General features: G+C 71.1%; 17 protein-coding genes, 1 pseudogene and 1 CRISPR repeat array. Of the genes and pseudogenes, 9 read left to right on the forward strand and 9 right to left on the reverse strand.

The window, feature by feature from the left end:
* Positions 1–143: 143 nt before the first annotated feature.
* Both ABZ194_RS25565 and ABZ194_RS25570 read left to right on the forward strand, forming a co-directional pair.
* Positions 144–386 carry a hypothetical protein gene (locus ABZ194_RS25565; protein WP_355599547.1) on the forward strand — a complete coding sequence of 81 codons (243 nt, stop codon included), beginning with the start codon at positions 144–146 and terminating at the stop codon, positions 384–386.
* A 175-nt stretch (positions 387–561) separates the two neighbouring features.
* A complete protein-coding gene (locus ABZ194_RS25570) occupies positions 562–735 on the forward strand; it encodes a BldC family transcriptional regulator (protein WP_355599582.1) in 174 nt (57 codons plus the stop codon).
* Between the two features lie 208 nt (positions 736–943).
* Here the strand turns inward: ABZ194_RS25570 and ABZ194_RS25575 are convergent, their stop codons facing one another.
* The gene (locus ABZ194_RS25575; protein ID WP_355599548.1) at positions 944–1,072 is read right to left on the reverse strand and encodes a hypothetical protein; all 129 of its coding nucleotides are present in this window, start codon (positions 1,070–1,072) and stop codon (positions 944–946) included.
* Between the two features lie 133 nt (positions 1,073–1,205).
* Positions 1,206–2,881: direct repeats of the CRISPR family, unit length 28 nt; unit sequence GTGCTCCCCGCGCACGCGGGGATGGTCC.
* Between the two features lie 644 nt (positions 2,882–3,525).
* Between ABZ194_RS25575 and ABZ194_RS25580 the strand changes: the two genes are divergently transcribed.
* Positions 3,526–4,029 carry a hypothetical protein gene (locus ABZ194_RS25580; RefSeq protein WP_355599549.1) on the forward strand — a complete coding sequence of 168 codons (504 nt, stop codon included), beginning with the start codon at positions 3,526–3,528 and terminating at the stop codon, positions 4,027–4,029.
* 89 nt (positions 4,030–4,118) lie between these two features.
* On the opposite strand, the gene ABZ194_RS25585 is transcribed toward ABZ194_RS25580, so the two are convergent.
* The 3 genes from ABZ194_RS25585 to ABZ194_RS25595 form a co-directional block, all read right to left on the reverse strand.
* Positions 4,119–4,838, reverse strand: a complete 720-nt coding sequence (locus tag ABZ194_RS25585) for a universal stress protein (RefSeq protein ID WP_355599550.1) — start codon at positions 4,836–4,838, stop codon at positions 4,119–4,121.
* A gap of 83 nt (positions 4,839–4,921) precedes the next feature.
* Entirely contained in the window at positions 4,922–7,519 is a 2,598-nt protein-coding gene (locus ABZ194_RS25590; protein WP_355599551.1) for a glycosyl hydrolase family 65 protein, read from the reverse strand.
* A 141-nt stretch (positions 7,520–7,660) separates the two neighbouring features.
* Positions 7,661–8,191, reverse strand: coding sequence for an STAS domain-containing protein (locus ABZ194_RS25595; protein WP_355599552.1), 531 nt, complete (start codon positions 8,189–8,191; stop codon positions 7,661–7,663).
* Positions 8,192–8,551: 360 nt separating this feature from the next.
* On the opposite strand from ABZ194_RS25595, the pseudogene ABZ194_RS25600 reads away from it, so the two are divergent.
* Positions 8,552–8,923: pseudogene (locus ABZ194_RS25600) on the forward strand (OsmC family protein); the annotation flags it as partial.
* A 16-nt stretch (positions 8,924–8,939) separates the two neighbouring features.
* On the opposite strand, the gene ABZ194_RS25605 reads toward ABZ194_RS25600, so the two are convergent.
* Positions 8,940–9,680: a phosphoribosyltransferase gene (locus ABZ194_RS25605; RefSeq protein ID WP_355599553.1), complete on the reverse strand. Its 741-nt coding sequence runs from the start codon at positions 9,678–9,680 to the stop codon at positions 8,940–8,942.
* Between the two features lie 734 nt (positions 9,681–10,414).
* Here ABZ194_RS25605 and ABZ194_RS25610 point away from each other — a divergent pair.
* Positions 10,415–11,290, forward strand: coding sequence for a universal stress protein (locus ABZ194_RS25610; RefSeq protein ID WP_355599554.1), 876 nt, complete (start codon positions 10,415–10,417; stop codon positions 11,288–11,290).
* A 6-nt stretch (positions 11,291–11,296) separates the two neighbouring features.
* Here ABZ194_RS25610 and ABZ194_RS25615 read toward each other — a convergent pair whose 3' ends face one another.
* Both ABZ194_RS25615 and ABZ194_RS25620 read right to left on the reverse strand, forming a co-directional pair.
* Positions 11,297–11,425, reverse strand: coding sequence for a hypothetical protein (locus tag ABZ194_RS25615; protein WP_355599555.1), 129 nt, complete (start codon positions 11,423–11,425; stop codon positions 11,297–11,299).
* Between the two features lie 66 nt (positions 11,426–11,491).
* Entirely contained in the window at positions 11,492–13,375 is a 1,884-nt protein-coding gene (locus ABZ194_RS25620; protein ID WP_355599556.1) for an ABC transporter ATP-binding protein, read from the reverse strand.
* 556 nt (positions 13,376–13,931) lie between these two features.
* Between ABZ194_RS25620 and ABZ194_RS25625 the strand changes: the two genes are divergently transcribed.
* Both ABZ194_RS25625 and ABZ194_RS25630 read left to right on the forward strand, forming a co-directional pair.
* The gene (locus tag ABZ194_RS25625; protein ID WP_355599557.1) at positions 13,932–14,180 is read left to right on the forward strand and encodes a DUF6400 family protein; all 249 of its coding nucleotides are present in this window, start codon (positions 13,932–13,934) and stop codon (positions 14,178–14,180) included.
* Positions 14,167–14,397, forward strand: coding sequence for a hypothetical protein (locus tag ABZ194_RS25630; protein WP_355599558.1), 231 nt, complete (start codon positions 14,167–14,169; stop codon positions 14,395–14,397). The genes ABZ194_RS25625 and ABZ194_RS25630 overlap by 14 nt, the downstream gene beginning before the upstream one ends.
* Before the next feature lie 90 nt (positions 14,398–14,487).
* On the opposite strand, the gene ABZ194_RS25635 is transcribed toward ABZ194_RS25630, so the two are convergent.
* On the reverse strand, positions 14,488–15,456 hold the full coding sequence (locus ABZ194_RS25635) for a magnesium transporter CorA family protein (protein ID WP_355599559.1): 969 nt from the start codon (positions 15,454–15,456) through the stop codon (positions 14,488–14,490).
* Positions 15,457–15,724: 268 nt separating this feature from the next.
* On the opposite strand from ABZ194_RS25635, the gene ABZ194_RS25640 reads away from it, so the two are divergent.
* Together ABZ194_RS25640 and ABZ194_RS25645 are read left to right on the forward strand one after the other, a co-directional pair.
* The gene (locus ABZ194_RS25640) at positions 15,725–16,207 is read left to right on the forward strand and encodes a hypothetical protein (RefSeq protein WP_355599560.1); all 483 of its coding nucleotides are present in this window, start codon (positions 15,725–15,727) and stop codon (positions 16,205–16,207) included.
* A 160-nt stretch (positions 16,208–16,367) separates the two neighbouring features.
* The gene (locus ABZ194_RS25645) at positions 16,368–17,585 is read left to right on the forward strand and encodes an MFS transporter (protein WP_355599561.1); all 1,218 of its coding nucleotides are present in this window, start codon (positions 16,368–16,370) and stop codon (positions 17,583–17,585) included.
* 10 nt (positions 17,586–17,595) lie between these two features.
* Here the strand turns inward: ABZ194_RS25645 and ABZ194_RS25650 are convergent, their stop codons facing one another.
* Positions 17,596–17,919 carry a hypothetical protein gene (locus ABZ194_RS25650; protein WP_355599562.1) on the reverse strand — a complete coding sequence of 108 codons (324 nt, stop codon included), beginning with the start codon at positions 17,917–17,919 and terminating at the stop codon, positions 17,596–17,598.
* Between the last annotated feature and the right edge of the window lies 1 nt (position 17,920).

A 17,920-nucleotide genomic window follows, 5' to 3' on the forward strand; every position in this document is an offset into this window, starting at 1 on the left:
CCCGTTGAAAGGAGACGCCTTCCTCGCGGAGCAGGATGCGCAAGCCCTCATGGCTGATGTCGTCGACCACCCCCTCGGCGACCAGGAAGTCGGCCCGGCGGCCGGGCATCACCCGCCCGCCCCCACGCACCGTCAGGAGAGCCGTGCTCGACACCCTGATCCTCACGCTGTGGCTGTACGGCGCCGGCGCACTGGCCTGGCTCACCGGATGCGCCCTGCACATCGCCACCACCCCACGCCTCACCCACCGCCTCTTCACCCCCGGAGCCCGGCACCTGGGCATGCGCCCCCGCTCCCTGATCATCCTGGCCACGCTTGGCAGCAGCCTGCTGTGGCCCCTAACCGCCCTGCTGATATGCGCCAACCTGCTCCGGCGACGACCGTGACCGACCGCGACCTCGACATCATCACCCCGCCCGGCGTCATCCACGACCAGGCCCGCCGATAGTCCCCCCGACACCCACCAAGAGAGATTCCCCCATGCAAGACATCAAGGTCATCGGTGGCGACGGCTCCGCCCTCGTCACCCCCTTCCCAGCCCTCCCGCCCCGGTTCGAGGCGCTGCTCACCCCCACCGAGGTCGCAATCATGTTCCGCGTCGACCCCAAAACCGTCACCCGCTGGGCCCAGGCAGGAAAACTCACCAGCATCCGCACCCTCGGCGGACACCGCCGCTACCGCCAAGCAGAAGTCCTCGCACTCCTGGCAGACAGCACACAGAAACGCGACAAGTGACACGCCGCCTGCCGGGACGTCCCCGCTGACCCCGGACGGCTCGTGATGACGCGCCCCGCGAGCCGCCTGGGGCGCCACCGGCCGTCCGGGCACCACCCTGTCCGGGCGCCCCCTGTCTGAGCGGTTCCCGCTCACGCCGTCCAGGTCGCGGTCGCGCTCCCCGCGCACGCGGAGGGTGGTCCACAGGGACGCCCCGGGGTGCCGTCGGTTACCCGGTGGTGGCCGTCCACCGGCCGCGCCGCAGATGGATCGTCCCGTCCGGGGTGGTCCGTACCGTGGCGCCGTAGACGGGCGGGCCGCCGTACTGGAGCCGGTGGGTGCGGGCTGCGTCGAGCACGTCCCACGGCAGGCGTGGACTACCCTGCTGCAGGACGTGGAGACAACAAATCCAGGTGGCGCCCGAAATGTCCGACCCTTTGAAAGTGCTCGAATTTCACGCTCACCGCCGACAACCCCGCAGGTCAGGCAGAGTGCTCCCCGCGCACGCGGGGATGGTCCCAGCGGCGACGGGCAGCCGGTCACGCACACCCTGTGCTCCCCGCGCACGCGGGGATGGTCCCGCACGCTCAGGCACGAACAGGCCCCCGTGGGGGTGCTCCCCGCGCACGCGGGGATGGTCCCCTTGACCGAATAAAAGACATTACAAGTGGGGCGTGCTCCCCGCGCACGCGGGGATGGTCCCCGCCCGGCCTACCTGTCGACGTCACACGAGGTGTGCTCCCCGCGCACGCGGGGATGGTCCCATTTTGGCGTCCGGAATCCCCGGCATGAGCGGGTGCTCCCCGCGCACGCGGGGATGGTCCCGCCGGGAGGATGGCCAGCTCCCCCAGTGCGGCGTGCTCCCCGCGCACGCGGGGATGGTCCCCCGAGCCGACTCCCGTTGGTACCTGATGACCAGTGCTCCCCGCGCACGCGGGGATGGTCCCGGCCAGGGCGAGAACCTGCTGGGCATCACCCAGTGCTCCCCGCGCACGCGGGGATGGTCCCGTGTCGGGCCCGGCCCAGGTCACGGTCACAGCGTGCTCCCCGCGCACGCGGGGATGGTCCCAGATCCCGACAGCGTGGGAGGGCGACCCGACAGTGCTCCCCGCGCACGCGGGGATGGTCCCTGATCGGAAGGTGATCACATGTCACCGATGGCGTGCTCCCCGCGCACGCGGGGATGGTCCCGTTCCGGCATCTGTGCTCACGAAACTGGAGGAGTGCTCCCCGCGCACGCGGGGATGGTCCTCAGAGCGGCAAGAGCGGCCGGGCGGCCTTCATGTGCTCCCCGCGCACGCGGGGATGGTCCTCGCACCCTGAGAGGAAAATATGGAGAGCAGCCGTGCTCCCCGCGCACGCGGGGATGGTCCCTCGCAACCCTCGCGCGGGAGCAGATGCAACCGGTGCTCCCCGCGCACGCGGGGATGGTCCCGCCAGTGCCGCGTCCAGGTCGAACCGGTGGGCGTGCTCCCCGCGCACGCGGGGATGGTCCCGGGGCCGGCTCGCGCCGGTCTCGGCTCCCCCCGTGCTCCCCGCGCACGCGGGGATGGTCCCAGCGGCCGCGCGATCTCGTGTTCCTGCCAGAAGTGCTCCCCGCGCACGCGGGGATGGTCCCAGCCTGTTGGCCGCCCGGAACGCGGAGTTGGAGTGCTCCCCGCGCACGCGGGGATGGTCCCCGGGTCTCGCCGCGTGGCAGGGCATGGGAGGCGTGCTCCCCGCGCACGCGGGGATGGTCCCGTCGAGGCGCTCGCCCTGGTCTGGTCGGCGATGTGCTCCCCGCGCACGCGGGGATGGTCCCGCACCGAGCGGCAGGGGCCTTGACGGCCTGTCGTGCTCCCCGCGCACGCGGGGATGGTCCCAGGCACGTCTTGACGTGCGCGCCCTCCGGGACGTGCTCCCCGCGCACGCGGGGATGGTCCCGGAGACCTTCCACCGGGTGGTCTTCTGCCGTCGTGCTCCCCGCGCACGCGGGGATGGTCCCAGAGCGGCCAAGATTCCCTCTGCGTACTGCTTGTGCTCCCCGCGCACGCGGGGATGGTCCCGGCCTCCTGCCGCGTTCGGAACCGACTCCGTCGTGCTCCCCGCGCACGCGGGGATGGTCCCGTGGAGTCGCCCATCTTCTGCTGAATGCTGTCGTGCTCCCCGCGCATGCGGGGATGGTCCGAGTAGGTCACCTACCGCGTATTCGATCGAGGATTTCGCTGTGCCGGGCGAGGACGGCGGCCAGGTGTTCGGGGACCGACCGATGGAGGTGCGGACTCCGGCCGCGTGCTGAGCGGGTGTGAGCGACCGGTGGTGGGCGTGGCAGAACCCGATGACCTTCGTTCCACGGGTGGACTGAAAGCGACCAAGCCGGAACGGCCTGACGGGCGCGGGGGCGGGGGCGGGGGCGGGCAGGGTCTCTTGGCCATGGGGAAAGGGACCTTCGGCACTGCTTGCGGCGCCCGGTCGGGCCGTACCGTTTGTGATCAAGAGTTTTGGCGTGAGGAGGTGCTGCCTCTAGCGAATCTTGATGATGGAACAGGGCCGCTTGTCCGGCCTCTCTCGCCTGGGGGGCGAAGAGTTCTGTGCTGAACGGCGCCGCTGCCCTCGCCGTACGGTCTCCGCAGGATGGGCCTCGGAGACGGACGCGAGGGCTCGGCGCCGAATCGCCGTACCTGTGAGGCGCGGTGGTCATCGGGGGAATCTCGGACGTTCCGTCAGCGTGGCCGATGGGTCCCTGTGGATGAAAGACGGCATGGCGCGTGGTCCCACCGGGGCGGTGCGCGGGGAGGCGTGCCGAAAAGCGGGGGTAACGGGGGGCCGTTCATGGACGGCGTTGTGGTGGAGACGCTGGAACCGCTCATCGCCGAGCTGTGGTCCCGTGGTTTCACCGTTGTCGGGCCGACGGTGCGGGACGGGGCCGTCCGGTTCGCCGAGATCTCCTCCGCCGGGCCGCTGCCCGCCGGGCGAGGGGACGAGCAGCGGCCCGGCTGTTACCGGCTGACCGAGCGGGATGACGATCTGGTGTTCGGTTTCGCCGCGAGCCCCGACTCGGCCGAGCGCTACACCCAGCCGCCCCGGCAGGCGCTGTCCCGGATGCGCGACGGAGCGGTGGAGGGGGCCGGCCAGGAGGCTCCCCGCGTCGTCCTGCTGGGGGTGCGTTCCTGCGACTTGGCCGCGATAGCCGTACAGGAGCGGGTGTTCCTCGGCGGCAGGCACCCCGATCCGGCCTACCGCAGGCGGCGTGAGGCGCTGTTCCTCGTCGCGGTGAACTGCGCGGTGCCCGGTGGCACCTGTTTCTGCGTCTCCATGGGCACCGGGGACCGGTGACACCGGTCCCGCCCGTAGATCCGCGCGGGGACTCAGGCGGGGATCCGCGCGGAGGTTCGGGCGGGGCGGCGCCTCGGGGGCGGAACGCCTCAGGGAGGGGGCGGGGGCGCCGCACGCCGTGTCATCGGGATCAGCATGACCGGGACGTCGGCGTCGGCCACGATCCTGCGGACGGTCCGCGCCCTCCCCCGGCCGATCCGCCGTGACCAGCCCAGCGTGATGAGATCCACGTACTCCTCGACCGCCACGTTCACCACCTGCTCCTCCACGACCCCGCTGCGCAGTTCCATCCGCACGCCGGGATGCGCGCAGTGGCGGGCCAGGAACTCCTCCTCCCACGCCTGCCTGGCGTGTGCGGCCTGGTCCCAGCAGCGGGGAGTGGTCACCTGGTCGAAGACGTGCAGGACCACCAGGTCGACGCCGGTGCGGGTGAACAGCCCGGCCGTCTCGGTGACGGCGGCGGCGGCCTCGGGGGAGCCGTCCAGCGGCAGGAGCACCCGTGAGATGACCTTGCGAGACGCCTCGGGTGTTCTCATCCGCGAGGGCAGCAGGATGACCGGTTTGGTGGATCGGCGCACGACACGCCAGGAGACGTCCCCGGGCAGGGTGCCGTCGGCGAGGACGCCGAGGATCGTGCCCTTCTGTTCGAGCTCGTGGAGCACCGCCGTCTCGACGTCCCGCCCTCCGGAGCCCACGGCGATACGCACCTCCCGGACGTCCGCGCGCAGGACCTCCGCCATCGCCCCGGCGACGGCGATCACGCCCGAGGCTCCACCCGTGTCGTCGACGACGGCCAGCACATGTCGCATGTTCCCTCCCCTCGCGTGTGTCGTCTCTCCCCCGTGGTGTTATCCCTCCTCCCCGTGGCGCCTCTTTCCTCGCTTCCCCCGCGTCATTCGCGCCGCCGCGGCAGGCGGGCGGGGCCGTCCAGGCGCCGCGCCTCTGCGGCGTCCAGCCTCAGCCACAGTTCTCCGTCGGTCCAGACGTCCACCGACTCGCGGGTGATGTCCAGCCGGACGCGACGGCCCAGGCAGCGGAACCGCAGGCCGAGGCTCCCCCATGCCGTGGGCAGTCTCGGGTCGAGGCGGAGGATCCCGTCGTCGCCCACCCGCGCGCCGGCGAAGCCGGTGAGCAGCGCCTGCCAGACGCCGCCGAGCGTGGCCATGTGCAGGCCGGTGGCGGTGGTCCCGGTCAGATCGTCGAGATCGAGGGCCAGCGCGACGCGGAGCAGGTCGAGCGCCTCGTCCGGACGTCCCGCCCGGCTCAGCAGGCAGGCCGTGATCGCCGGTGAGAGCGAGGAGCCGTGCGCGGTACGGGGGCCGTAGAAGTCGAGGTTTCTCTCCAGCGAGCCGGCCTCGGCCTCTTCGGGCACCAGGTGGTGGAGCATGAGGACGTCGGGCTGTTTGATGATCTGCGTGGCGGCCAGCCGCTTCCGGCCGAGCAGCAGGTCCGCGGCGACCGGCGGGACGGCGACCTGCTCCATCGTCAGCGGTTCCAGCCGGAAGTAACCGGCGAACTGCTCATACAGGCCCGACGCGGGGTGGTAGCCGTCCACCAGGCGGTCCGCGAGCGCGCGCCACCGACGCCCCTCGGCGTGGTCGGGGCCGACCAGGTCGGCTGCCCGTCTCAGGTTCCACCGGGCCATCACATTGGTGAACGCGTTGTCCGTCACCGCCTCGTGATACTCGTCCGGCCCGATCACGTCGCCGAGGTGCGCCCCTCCCTCGTCGTCCACCTGGCAGCGCGACGCCCAGTAGCGGGCGGTCTCGATCAGGAGGGGACGCGCCGGGCCGTCCAGGAACCCCCGGTCGCCGCTCCACCGCGCGTGGTGGACGGCCGCCCAGGCGATGTCGGCGGTGATGTGCTCCTCCAGTTGCCCGGTGAGGATGGGGACGGCCTCACCGCCCAGATGCCCCGACTCGGGGGTCACGTCGTCGCCCGTGGCCGCGGACTCCCAGGGGAATCGCGCGCCCGCGCAGTCCACGGCCGCCGCGCGGGCCCGCGCGGCGGCCAGCCGACGGAGACGGTAGGCGACCATGGCCCCGGCCTCGGCGGGGCGCATGCTCGCCACGGCGGGCAGCACGAACACGTCGGCGTCCCAGAAGACGTGACCCGCGTAACCGCCGCCCGACAGTCCTCGCGCGCCGACGGCCACCTCGTCGCGGCGGTCGACGTTGTTCCAGAGCTGGAACAGCGCGAACCGGACGGCGAGTTGCGCGGCGGGGTCGTCGGGAATGGAGACGTCCACGTCCTCCCAGCGTGCGGCCCACGCCGCTCGCTGCTCGGCGAGCAACCGGTCGAATCCGGCCCGCTCGGCCGCCTCCAGCGCCGCGGCGGCGTCGCGGAGCACCGGCCGGCGGGCGGGGTCGGCCACGTAGGCGGCGATCCGCTCCAGGGTGCGCACCCCGTCGTCACGGCCCACCCGCTGCGCCGCCACCGCGGCCATCCCGGCGCGACCGGCGGCGACACGTGCCCAGCTGTGACCGTCGAGCCGGCCCTCGGTGACCTGCCCCTCCGGGGGAGGCCGCAGTGGCGATCCCGCGCGCAGCCGTCCGGCACCCGCCTCGGCGCGCATCGCCACCACCCCCGGACGGCTCACGCACGCCAGTCGCAGCATCCGCACGGGCGGTGTGTGGCCTGTCTCCTCCCGGGTCAGCACGCCGCTGCGCAGGTCGAGTGTTCGCAGATCCTCCTCGGGTGGCGGGTCAAGGAGGAGGCCGGTCCACAGGGGCCCCGGCAGCAGGTGCTGTCCGGCCCCGCCGCCGGTGTAGATCCCCGCGGCGAGCACCAGCGGAACCGATCCCGGGGTGGGCTCCTCCACCGATCCTCGGGTGGCGAACCCTCCGGCGCCCAGGGTGAACAGCGCCTCGGTCACCCGGTGCCGCGCCGGGTCGCCGCCCGTCTCGCGGATGGTCCACGCCGGATCGTCGTCCACGCCGGGGGTCCGCCGGTGCCGCCTGCGCCGTACCTGCCGGTCGAGCAGGCTCAGCAGCGTGGCCGGCCCTCCTCCCAGGTGGAGCACCTCGGGCGGTGAGCCGCCGGGTTCCGGCCCGACCGACACCGCGGTCGCCCGCGCCATCTCCGGGATGAGAGGGATCGAACCGCCGAGTGTCCCCCGGCCGGGCGGACCGAAACGATCACCGATGATCAGAATCAGCCCGGCGCCGACGCCGCGTTCCGCCAGGGAGACGAGAACCGCCCGTACGGCCTCGGCTCCGTCGTCCGGTCCGCCCTCGGTGGGTCCGCCGTCACCGCCGCGCACGCACAGCCAGAGGCGTCCCGGGCCGTCCGGCCGGGCGCGCGGCTCCCCGCCGACCGTGTCGCGGTCCCCGTCACCCATCACCACGACGTCCACACCGGCGGCGCGGAGCATAGCCACCCGGCGGCGGATCGGTACGGCGCAGGCCCCTCCCGGCACCCCCGTGGCGTACCAGTCGAACATCACCGCCTCGAAGGTGCGGTCGTACGGCCGGTGGTGCGGATCGTCCATTGGCCCTCCCCGTGGTGCTCAGCTCATGGCCGGCGCACCGCCTTCCGTCCGGACGAGGCGTTGTTCCCGCGGACTCCCCGGCCGATGGGTGGACAGGTCCACTGGGGCACCTCCTCACTCGCCGTCACCGTGCGCGTCCGGTCAGTTCGAGCTCTGATCGGCCTCGGGAGGCAGGCGCAGCGTCTCCCAGGACGAGGGGGACGTGCGCGGCGGGAATGTCGGCCGCACGGTTCCGGGGAGAGGGCGGTACAGCAGATGGGGGCGGGTGGGCGTGGAGTCGAAGCCGTTGAGCGTGGAGACGACGGGCGCGAAGGCACGCCAGAAGCCGCTGACCTCCATGAGCCAGAGCATCCGGTCGGACAGGCCGGCCAGCATCAGCGTGCCGTCCAGGGCGTGTACGTCCTCGCCGCAGCGTCGCAGCGTCCACAGGCCCGACGTGTCGCAGAAAGTGATCGCGGAGAGGTCGAGCGTCACCCCCGGCCCGCCACAGAGGACGGCGGTGTTCACCAGGTCGCGGAGCGGCTTCTCCGTGGCAATGTCCAGTTCGCCCCGGATCGACAGCACGATGACGCCGTGGGGACGGATCCGCGTGATCGCACGGAGCGGATTCCAGGGGCGGGACAGTATCTCGCCCCTGCCTGCCGGGCGACCACTCCACCTGAGTTCATCCATCTCCGTCGGAACCTCCGGTGCCGAAAACAGGAAACAGCGGTTATGAAAATGCTCGCGAGCGCTTATCCCCGCCCGTAGGGCCAAAAGTCCCGAAAATAACGGCCAAGCGGACCTAGTACTGAGACGGACGACCGGTGGAGACGATCGGCCGCCCGAATTGGACCTGAGGCCGTCACACCGAGGGCTTAAGTCCCTGGTCAGATGGGATCGTACGGGCACAGGTTGAGAGAGACAACGGGAAAAAAAAGGGGGCGTGCTCGATCTCGGTGTCGCGACCGTGCGGCAGTACGAGCGACGGACGGCCGCCGGGGCCTCCTCACCCCGGACGCCGGAGACTTGAACACACCCGGGGAGCCACCCATGGAGCAGAACCGGAACGGCACCGTGAAGATCAGCTGGCGTGGCGGCGACCGCTTCGACGTCCAGATCCGCCGGCACACCCTCCGAATCGACCAGTCCAGGGACTTCGGCGGAGGCGACACCGGCCCCGACCCGGTCGAGCTGCTCGTCGGGAGCCTCGCGGCCTGCGTCGCCCATCGCGCCGAACGCTATCTCCACCGGTGTGAGCTACCCGCCGGTGTCACCGTGACCGCCCACTACGACCTGGACGTACGGCCGGCGCGGGTCGGCCGGATCGAGTTGGTCGTCGAGGCCCCTGGGGTGCCCGAAGGGCTGCGAGACTCCTTCACCACGGTCATCGAGCACAGCGCCGTGCACAACTCCCTGCGACTGCCGCCGGAGATCATTTTTAAGATCCGCACCACGGAAGACGCCCCCACCACGGATCGGAATCCGCCGTACCCCCGGCGGGATCACCCGCGGGATCCGGTGAGTCCTCAGGACACCCACCCGGAGGAGACGCGGCCCGCCTGAGCAACTCGACCACCTGCTCATCGGTGATCTGCGTGAAATCGGCGTACCAGGAGCCGATCGCGTAAAGATGATCGGGCATCCGCAGACAGACCACCTCGTCGGCGACCTGGCGCAGATCCGCGATCGTGCCCGGCGTCCCCACCGGCACCGCGAGCACCACGCACGAGGCACCGCGTTCCCGGACGACCTCACAGGCCGCGCGGGCCGTGCCTCCGGTGGCGACCCCGTCGTCCACCACGATCACCGTACGGCCCACCAGGCTCACCGCGTCCCGGTCGCCGCGGAAACGGCGCGCGCGGCGCAGAAGTTCAGCCCGCTCTCGCGTCTCCACGGCGGCCATCTCGTCCTCGGTGAGGCTCGCGAGCCGCACGACATCGCGATTGAGGACGCGCACTCCGTCCTCACCGATGGCGCCGAACCCCACCTCCGGCTGGAACGGCACTCCGAGCTTGCGGACCACGATCACATCCAGCGGAACACCGAGGGCCCTGGACACCTCGAACGCCACCGGCACACCGCCCCTGGGCAGCCCCAGGACGACCGTGCTCTCCACGCCGGCCAGCCCATGCAGCCGTTCGCCCAGCTGCGCACCCGCGTCCTGACGATCTATGAACACTCCGCTCACCCCTCCCGGACGCTCATGGCGTCACCGCTCACCGGCGGGACGGCCAAGGCCGCTCGTGCTCGTACGGCTCACACGAGTCGTACGGCCCGGCATCGGAGGATCACCGCGACACCACACGTGGTAACCGGCGACGGCAGGTCTCACCCACCAATATCAGCCAAAAAGCAGGTCGGCGGAAGGGCTGAAAGTCCCGATTCAGGACTCCCCATCCGGGCACCGATCGGCCCGAGCCCCGGTCAGCACGAATGCCGTACCCGATCCCCAAAGATGTGGCCCTGTACGGACCAACGCCCCGAAGACAGGGGTCCTTGGCCCCTTTTCCGCGGGATGAGCCGGACCGGAGGATCAAGGGCACCGAACCCGGAGCGCGTTCAGGGCCTCCGGGAGCCCCCCCGGGGAACCCGGGGCGTTCGCTGAACGCCCCGGGTTCCCGCCCGCTCCGATACGTGTGTTTGACTTCCTCCCCACGGCTGAGGCCGGGGACTCCACCCTCACGGGATGGGGTTCCCGCTTCACCACCAGGTGCCCGCCGGACTGTCGCCCTTGAGGTCCTACCCTGGCTCTACAGGCGTTTTACCTCGCCGCCGGCCCGGCGGCGAGGAGACAACCACGCATCCGGTGGCCTGGTTATCGCCACCGCCGGGCACGCTACCAGCCCGTGCGGCGCCATACCGGCTCTCCTCCCCAGGGCTAAAGCCCGGGGTCTCCAGCCTCAAGGAGTTTCGATGACAAGGCCGATCGTCGTCGGCGTCGACGGGTCGACGCCCTCACTCCGGGCCGTGAGCTGGGCCGGTCAGGAAGCCGCGCTCCGCGACGTCCCACTCCGAATCGTGCACGCCGCGCTCCGGTGGGCCTACCACGTCCCCCTCGTCCCGCAACCCGCCCATTGGGGGGCGGAGGCGGAGGCCGCGGCGCAGGACATGCTGCGCCAGGCGGTCATCCACGCCCGGGCCGGCAGGCCGCGGCTGGAGGTCACCACCGAGATCGTCGACGGTGGAGCGTCCGAGGCGCTCGTCACCGCCGCCGAGGAGGCGCAGCTGCTCGTCGTTGGAGACCGGGGCCGCGGCGGATTCGCCGAGCTGCTGCTGGGCTCGGTGAGCCGCTACGTCACCGCCCGCGCGTCCTGCCCGGTGGCCGTGGTCCGGCGCTCACACGACGACTACGGGGAGGTCGTCGTGGGGGTCACCGGGGAGCCCGACCAGGACGCCGTCCTGGACCTCGCCTTCCGCGAGGCCGCGCTGCGACACGCCGCCCTGCGTGCCGTACACGCCTGGCGGCATCCCACCACCCGAGCGCCCGGGGACATGCAGCCCCTCGTCTACGACGTCAAGGACGTCGGCGAGGAGGAGGCCCGCCTGCTCTCCGAAGCCCTCGCGGGATGGCGCGAGAAGTTTCCCGACGTCATGCTCATCCAGTCGGTCGTTCACGAGCATCCGGCGAAGGCCCTGATCGAGGCGTCGGCGGACGCCGACCTCGTCGTCATCGGCGCGCACAGCCGAACGCGATCCCCGCTCGGCCTGGGAGCCACCGCGCATGCCGTGCTGCACCACTCGTCCGCCCCCGTCATCGTCCTCGGGCACCCTCGCGTCCATCGATGGTGATGTCCGTCAGGGCACCGCCGTCGCGACTCCCGCGGTCGCGCCCATCACGGTCAGCGCGGTGCACGGCCCGCCGGCGATCGCCGGCGGAGGACGGTGCGGGGTCATCGCGTAGACCATTCCAGCGAACACGGCCATGCCGACGGACCCGACGGACCCGACGAACCCGATGGACAAGGCTGACGGGGCTGACGGGGCGGGGCGTCAGTGGACGGGTTCGCCGGCGGGGGACTGATCGAACTGGGTCCGGTACAGCTCCTCGTAACGGCCGCCGACGGCCATCAGGTCGTTGTGCGTGCCGCGCTCCACGATCCGCCCGTCCTCGATCACCAAGATGAGGTCGGCGGCGCGGACGGTGGAGAGCCGGTGCGCGATCACCACCGAGGTCCGCCCGGCGAGCGCCTCGCCCAGGGCCTCCTGGACCGCCGCCTCCGAGGTGGAGTCCAGGTGCGCGGTGGCCTCGTCGAGGATGACCACCCGGGGGCGGGCCAGCAGGAGCCGGGCGATCGTCAGCCGCTGGCGCTCGCCGCCGGAGAGCCGGTATCCACGCTCACCGACGACGGTGTCCAGCCCGTCGGGCAGCGCGGCGACCAGGTCGGCGAGCCGGGCGCGGCGCAGCACCTCCCACAGCTCGTCCTCCGACGCCTCAGGCCGCGCCAGCAGCAGGTTGGCGCGGACCGACTCGTGGAACAGGTGGCCGTCCTGCGTCACCATGCCGAGCGTCTGGCGGATCGACTCGGCGGTCAGGTCCCGGACATCCGTACCGGACAGCCGCACGGCACCGCCGTCGACGTCGTAGAGCCGCGCCGCCAGCTGGGCGATCGTGGACTTTCCCGCGCCCGACGACCCCACCAGCGCCACCATCTGCCCCGGCTCGGCACGGAAGGACACGTTGTGCAGCACCTCGACGCCGCCTCGGTTGTCGAGGGTCGTGACCTCCTCCAGTGAGGCGAGCGAGACCTTGTCGGCGGACGGGTAGCCGAAGCGCACCCCGTCGAACTCCACCGCCACCGGCCCCTCGGGCACCCGCCGGGCATCCGGCTTCTCGGCGATCAGCGGTTTCAGGTCCAGCACCTCGAAGACCCGCTCGAAGCTCACCAGTGCGCTCATCACCTCCACCCGCGCGCTGGCCAGGGCGGTCAGCGGCGCGTAGAGGCGGGTGAGCAGCAGGGCCAGCGCGACGACGGCGCCCGGCTCCAGCTGCCCGCTCAGCGCGTAGAACCCGCCGAGACCGTAGACGACGGCCAGCGCGAGCGCGGAGACCAGGACGAGCGCGGTGATGAACACCGACTGCGACATCGCGGTGCGCACCCCGATGTCGCGCACCCGCCGGGCCCGGCCGACGAACTCGGCGGACTCGTCGGCGGGACGGCCGAAGAGCTTCACGAGTGTCGCCCCGGGCGCGGAGAACCGCTCGGTCATCTGCGTGGTCATGGCCGCGTTGTGGCTCGCCGACTCGCGTTCGAGCCGTGCCAGCCGGGTGCCCATCCGCCGCGCGGGCAGCACGAACACCGGTAGCAGCAGCAGCGCGAGCAGGGTGATCTGCCAGGAGGTCCCGAGCATCACGACGAGCGTGAGCACGAGCGTGACGAGGTTGCCGACCACGCCGGAGAGGGTGTCGCTGAACGCGCGCTGCGCGCCGATGACGTCGTTGTTCAGCCTGCTGACCAGCGCGCCGGTGCGGGTGCGGGTGAAGAAGGCGATCGGCATGCGCTGCACGTGGTCGAAGACCGTGGCGCGCAGGTCGAGGATGAGCCCCTCACCGATGCTCGCCGACAGCCAGCGCGTCATCAGCCCGAGCGCGGCCTCCACCACCGCGATGCCGGCGATGAGCGCCGCGAGCCTGATGACCAGGTCCACCGGCGCCCCCTGGACGATCGCGTTGACGACCCGCCCCGCGAGCACGGGGGTCGCGACCGCCAGCACCGCCATCACGACGCTGAGCAGCAGGAACCACACCAGCCACCGCCGGTGTGGCCGGGCGAACCCCGCGATGCGCCGAAACGTCGCCTTGGAGAACGGCCGCCGGTCGTCCTTGGCGTTCATCGCGTGGTGGAGCGACATCCACGCGGTCACTTCCATGTCCATCGGTTGTCTCCGGGGGGTCGGGCGGCCTCGGGGTCTCTGGCCGAGTCCTTCGAACTGGTTTACGGGTGCCATGAACAATCTCATCAGCCACCGACAGAATCGGAGGGCGTCCCCCGCCGGGGCCGTACGGGGACCACATGGAGGCCGCACGGGGCCGTACAGGGTTCCCCCGGACGCCGATGACATCGCCGCCACCCTCGGATGGCGATACATCGGGACCTTAGGACCTCAATCTATGTTGAGGTCAACCTCACACCCCGGGCGCCGCACGGAAGGGCACGGCACGGCACGAGAACGGGCGCGGGGCGGACGTGAAATGCGTCACGCATTGGGCAAGAAAAGCGACATAAGGTATAAAAAAGGATAAAGACCCTTAGTGGGTGGGGCTCCCGTTCCGACGCACAGTCGGGTCACCGCAAAGAGCGGGCCCCGTACCGACCCATACCGACCTGTACCGGCCCTCACACCGGCCGGCCCTCACCCCGGGACCACACGTGCCTCCCCGCCCGCCGATCACGTCCGTCACACGTTCGCCATCCCACCGGAAAGTCGCCACATGAGTCAGGACAGCAGCAGCGCACACGTCGCCTTCGAGCTCGACCTCACCCTGGAGGAGACGCGGCGGCGCGCCGCGATGATGGCGGCGCTGGAGCCGGGCTGGGATCCGCCCGCGATGATGCGCGCCGAGGAGGAGGCGTACGACCTTCTGTACTCCGGCCTCGACGAGCGGCAGCAGGCGGTCTACGACATGCTCGTCGCGGCCGAGGTGCTCCCGCGAAGGGGGCCCGGCCGTGCTGCCGCTTGATCCGCAGGCCGACATGGGGCGCAGGGCCTGGGTGCCCTGCCCCGGATGCCGGGACGACAGGGAGTGCGGCGACTGCGGCGACGGCCGGAACTGCGGAGCGCACTGGCGCTATCTCATCGGCAACACCGGGAGCCTGCTCCACCTGCAGTGCCCCGGGTGCACCCATCTCTGGAACCACGAGACCGGCTTCGGCGCGGGCGGCCCCCGGCCGTTCTGACTCGGGCAGGCCACGACCAGGCCGTCCGCCGATGGAAGGCGCCGGTGGAGGCCGGGGTCCTCCCCGCCCGACGGGTCCGGCCGGAGGCGGTCAGAGCCAGCCCCGCTTCTTGAAGATCACATAAAGGGCGGAGGAGACCACGAAGATGGCCGCGCTGGAGGTCCAGAAGCCGATCGGATGGCTGAAGCCGGGATAGGGCACGTTCTGACCGTAGAAGCCGGTGATCATCGTGGGTACCGCGATGATGGCCGCCCAGCTCGTGATCTTCTTCATGATGTCGTTGAGCTTGAAGCCCTGCTGGTTGATGTGGGCCTCCCGGACGTTGCCCACCAGTTCCCGCAGCGAGTCGGTCCACTCGGCGGTGCGCAGCGTGTGGTCGTAGACGTCCTGGTAGTAGGGGGCCAGCGCGGGGTCCAGCATCTCCACGCTCCTGCGGAGCAGGCTGCCCACGATCTCGCGCATCGGCACCGCCAGCCGCCGGAACCGCACCAGCTTCTTGCGCATCTCGAAGGTCTGGCGCTGGATGTACGCCCGGTCGCCCGGCCTGTCGTCGAAGAGGTCGTCCTCCAACGCCTCGACCCGGTCGTCCATCGCCTGCAGCACGTCGAAGTATCCGTCCACCACGTAGTCGAGCAGGCCGTGCAGCAGGTACGGCACGCCGTACCTGGCCATCTCGGTGTTGGCGTCCCAGCGCCTGATCACCTCGCCGATGTCGAACTCGGAACTCTCCCTGACGGTGACCAGGGCGTTCTTGGTGACGAAGATCGATATCTCGATGAGGTCGAGATTCCTGTCCGCCAGCTTCGCGCCGTAGACGGTGAGAAACAGGTGGCTGTCGTAGGTGTCCAGTTTGGGGCGCTGGCGGCTGTGGAGCGCGTCCTCGACGGCCAGCTCGTGCAGGCCGAGCTCCTCACTGATCTTCGCCAGGTCCGAGGGGGTGGGTGAGCACAGGTCGAACCACACCACGGCGGACGGGTCGCCGACGTGATCGGAGACCTCGTCGATGGGGAAACCCTCGGCCTTCAGGACACCGTTGCGATAAAGACGGGTGCGGTCCATATCGGTCAAGGTTAGCCGCGAGTTCGGTCCGTGAACCCTCTGCTCGCGGGGGCTCGTACATGCTCCGGGTGAAATGCGATGAACCGCGGCTTTCCCTGCGCCGTCAATGGCTTTCCCTGCGCCGTCGGTGGCCTCTCTCCGCGTCGGCGGCGACTTCTCCCCGGCGCCGTCGACGGATTTTCCCGGCGCCGTCGGTGTCCGGCGCATAATTCCGCCGCCACGGGGCAGCAGCGAACATCACAGCAGACGCAGCCTGAGGTGATGTCAGATGATAGTGCTGGGACTTCTCATGATCGTGCTCGCGGGTGCGGCGGTGGTCGCGGTCTCCTGGGACGAGGCCGCGACGGCGACCACCACCGCGTCGTTCACGGTCTTCGACCGCACATTCCAGCTCTCCCAGCTGGAGTTCTTCTTCGCCGGTGCCATCACGGGAGCGGTGTTCCTGTTCGGTGTCGCGCTCATGTTCAGCGGGATGCGCCGCTCCGCCGTACAGCGGCGCAGGCTTCGCGACTCCCGGTTGGAGGCGCGTGATCGCGTCAGCCGCCTGGAGAGGGAGAAGCAGGAGCTGGAGCGCCGGCTGGAGGAGACTCCGGAGACCCCTGCTCCCGCGCCCGTGGCCGACCGGGATCGGGACGGCGTCGACGACCGGGACGAGAGCACCGCTCCCCACCCGCGGGCCGACGTCCCCCACCAGTCCGCCGCCGACCAGCTCGTCGCCGGTCGTCGCGGGCGCCCGGCGACCGGACGGTAACGGGGCCCGGCCGGTCTTCCCGCTCCTCCGCCGATCATCGCCGCCCGAGCCGGCCCTCCGGCTCGGGCGGCATCTCGGGGGCGGCGTCTGAGGCACCGCTCTCCACTGTTCACGATGCCCCCAAAAAACCATAAAAACATGTAAAAGTAATATTCCCCTCATGTCGCCACAGGCGAAAGCCGTAATCTTCTGGGCCACGGGCGTACTCGCCTATGTCGTCGCCGTCTTCCACCGGCAGTCCCTCGGCGTCGCCGGCATCGAGGCCGCGGCGAGATTGGACGTCGGCGCGGCCGGGCTCTCCACCCTGGCGATGCTGCAACTACTGGTCTACGCGATCATGCAGGTACCGGTCGGAGTGCTGGTCGACCGGCTCGGATCCAAGTGGATGCTGGTCATCGGGGCGGCCGTGATGGCCGGTGGCGAGCTCGTCTTCGCGCTGGCCGACGGCCTCGTGCCCGGGATCGCGGGGAGGGCGCTGATCGGCTGCGGTGACGCGATGACGTTCATCAGCGTGATCCGGCTGGTGAACATCCACTTCCCGGCCCACCGCAACCCGCTGATGGTCCAGCTCACCGGCCTGATCGGACAGCTCGGCGCGATCGCCTCCGCGGTGCCGCTGATCCACTCCCTGCACACCTACGGCTGGACCCCCACCTTCATGGGCGCCGCCGTGGTGGGAGTGGTGTCGGTTCTCCTGCTGCTCACGGTGGTACGCGACTCCCGCCCCGAACGGGCGGAGCGACAACCCGGCCTGAGTGCCGCCTGGGCCGAACCCGGCACCCGGCTGGGCATGTGGACCCACGCGGCCACCCAGTCATCGGCCGCGGCGTTCCTGATGCTGTGGGGCTATCCGTTCCTGGTCCAGGGACAGGGCCTGACCCCCGCGACGGCGGGCGTGCTGCTGTCCACACTGACCCTGTGCGGCATGGCCTGCGGGCCGCTGCTCGGCTATCTCGCCGGGAGGTTTCCCCTCCACCGCTCCCGGCTGGTGTTCACCGTGATCGGCACCAGCGCCGGAACCTGGACCGCGGTGCTGCTCTGGCCGGGCCGGGCGCCGCTCTGGCTGCTCGTCCTGCTCGTGGTGGTGCTCGCGGCCAACGGCCCGGGATCACTGATCGGCTTCGACTACGCCAGGACCTTCAACCCGGCGGCCCGGATCGGCGCGGCCATCGGCATCGTGAACGGCGGCGGGTTCATCGCGTCGATGACGCTGATAGCCCTGATCGGCGTCATCCTGGACCTCAGGGGACAGGCCACCCTGGACGACTTCCGCTGGGCGTTCGCCGCCCAGTACCCGCTCTGGGCACTGGGCGCGGCGCAGGTGCTCCGCTACCGGGGCAGGACACGGCGCCTGGTGCCTGTAAGACAGCACCGGTGAACCGGGGCTCTCACCACCCGATCCGGGTGAACGGCTCGGCCTCCGGGGCCGTCCCCACCCTGGCGAGCCCGGCGCCGAGCGCCCCGGGGACCGGTGCCCAGCTCGACGCGGGCGAGCCCTCCGGGCCGACGCCCGTGTCGACCAGCACGGTCCGGCCCGACGTGTCCCGCAGCAGGTAGCAGTGGAAGTGCGGCACCCAGTCGTCGGACTCCCCGCGGCAGCCACCGGGGAACATCTCGGGCAGCGGACGTCGGATCGACTCCCCCATCGGCCCCACGGCGTCGCAGAGCGGGAGAACCTCGACCCCCGCCACGGTCATCGGCTGATGAGACATC

Origin of the sequence: Streptosporangium sp. NPDC006007 (assembly GCF_040614315.1) — a bacterium.
Taxonomy (GTDB): Bacteria; Actinomycetota; Actinomycetes; order Streptosporangiales; family Streptosporangiaceae; genus Streptosporangium.

Bases quoted from the DNA above. Each gene is read 5' to 3' on its own strand.
- ABZ194_RS25580 (WP_355599549.1), top strand. From the start codon at position 3,526: ATGGACGGCGTTGTGGTGGAGACGCTGGAACCGCTCATCGCCGAGCTG.
- ABZ194_RS25585 (WP_355599550.1), bottom strand. From the start codon at position 4,838: ATGCGACATGTGCTGGCCGTCGTCGACGACACGGGTGGAGCCTCGGGC.
- ABZ194_RS25590 (WP_355599551.1), bottom strand. From the start codon at position 7,519: ATGGACGATCCGCACCACCGGCCGTACGACCGCACCTTCGAGGCGGTG.
- ABZ194_RS25595 (WP_355599552.1), bottom strand. From the start codon at position 8,191: ATGGATGAACTCAGGTGGAGTGGTCGCCCGGCAGGCAGGGGCGAGATA.
- ABZ194_RS25610 (WP_355599554.1), top strand. From the start codon at position 10,415: ATGACAAGGCCGATCGTCGTCGGCGTCGACGGGTCGACGCCCTCACTC.
- ABZ194_RS25615 (WP_355599555.1), bottom strand. From the start codon at position 11,425: ATGGCCGTGTTCGCTGGAATGGTCTACGCGATGACCCCGCACCGTCCT.
- ABZ194_RS25620 (WP_355599556.1), bottom strand. From the start codon at position 13,375: ATGGACATGGAAGTGACCGCGTGGATGTCGCTCCACCACGCGATGAAC.
- ABZ194_RS25625 (WP_355599557.1), top strand. From the start codon at position 13,932: ATGAGTCAGGACAGCAGCAGCGCACACGTCGCCTTCGAGCTCGACCTC.
- ABZ194_RS25635 (WP_355599559.1), bottom strand. From the start codon at position 15,456: ATGGACCGCACCCGTCTTTATCGCAACGGTGTCCTGAAGGCCGAGGGT.
- ABZ194_RS25640 (WP_355599560.1), top strand. From the start codon at position 15,725: ATGATAGTGCTGGGACTTCTCATGATCGTGCTCGCGGGTGCGGCGGTG.
- ABZ194_RS25645 (WP_355599561.1), top strand. From the start codon at position 16,368: ATGTCGCCACAGGCGAAAGCCGTAATCTTCTGGGCCACGGGCGTACTC.
- ABZ194_RS25650 (WP_355599562.1), bottom strand. From the start codon at position 17,919: ATGTCTCATCAGCCGATGACCGTGGCGGGGGTCGAGGTTCTCCCGCTC.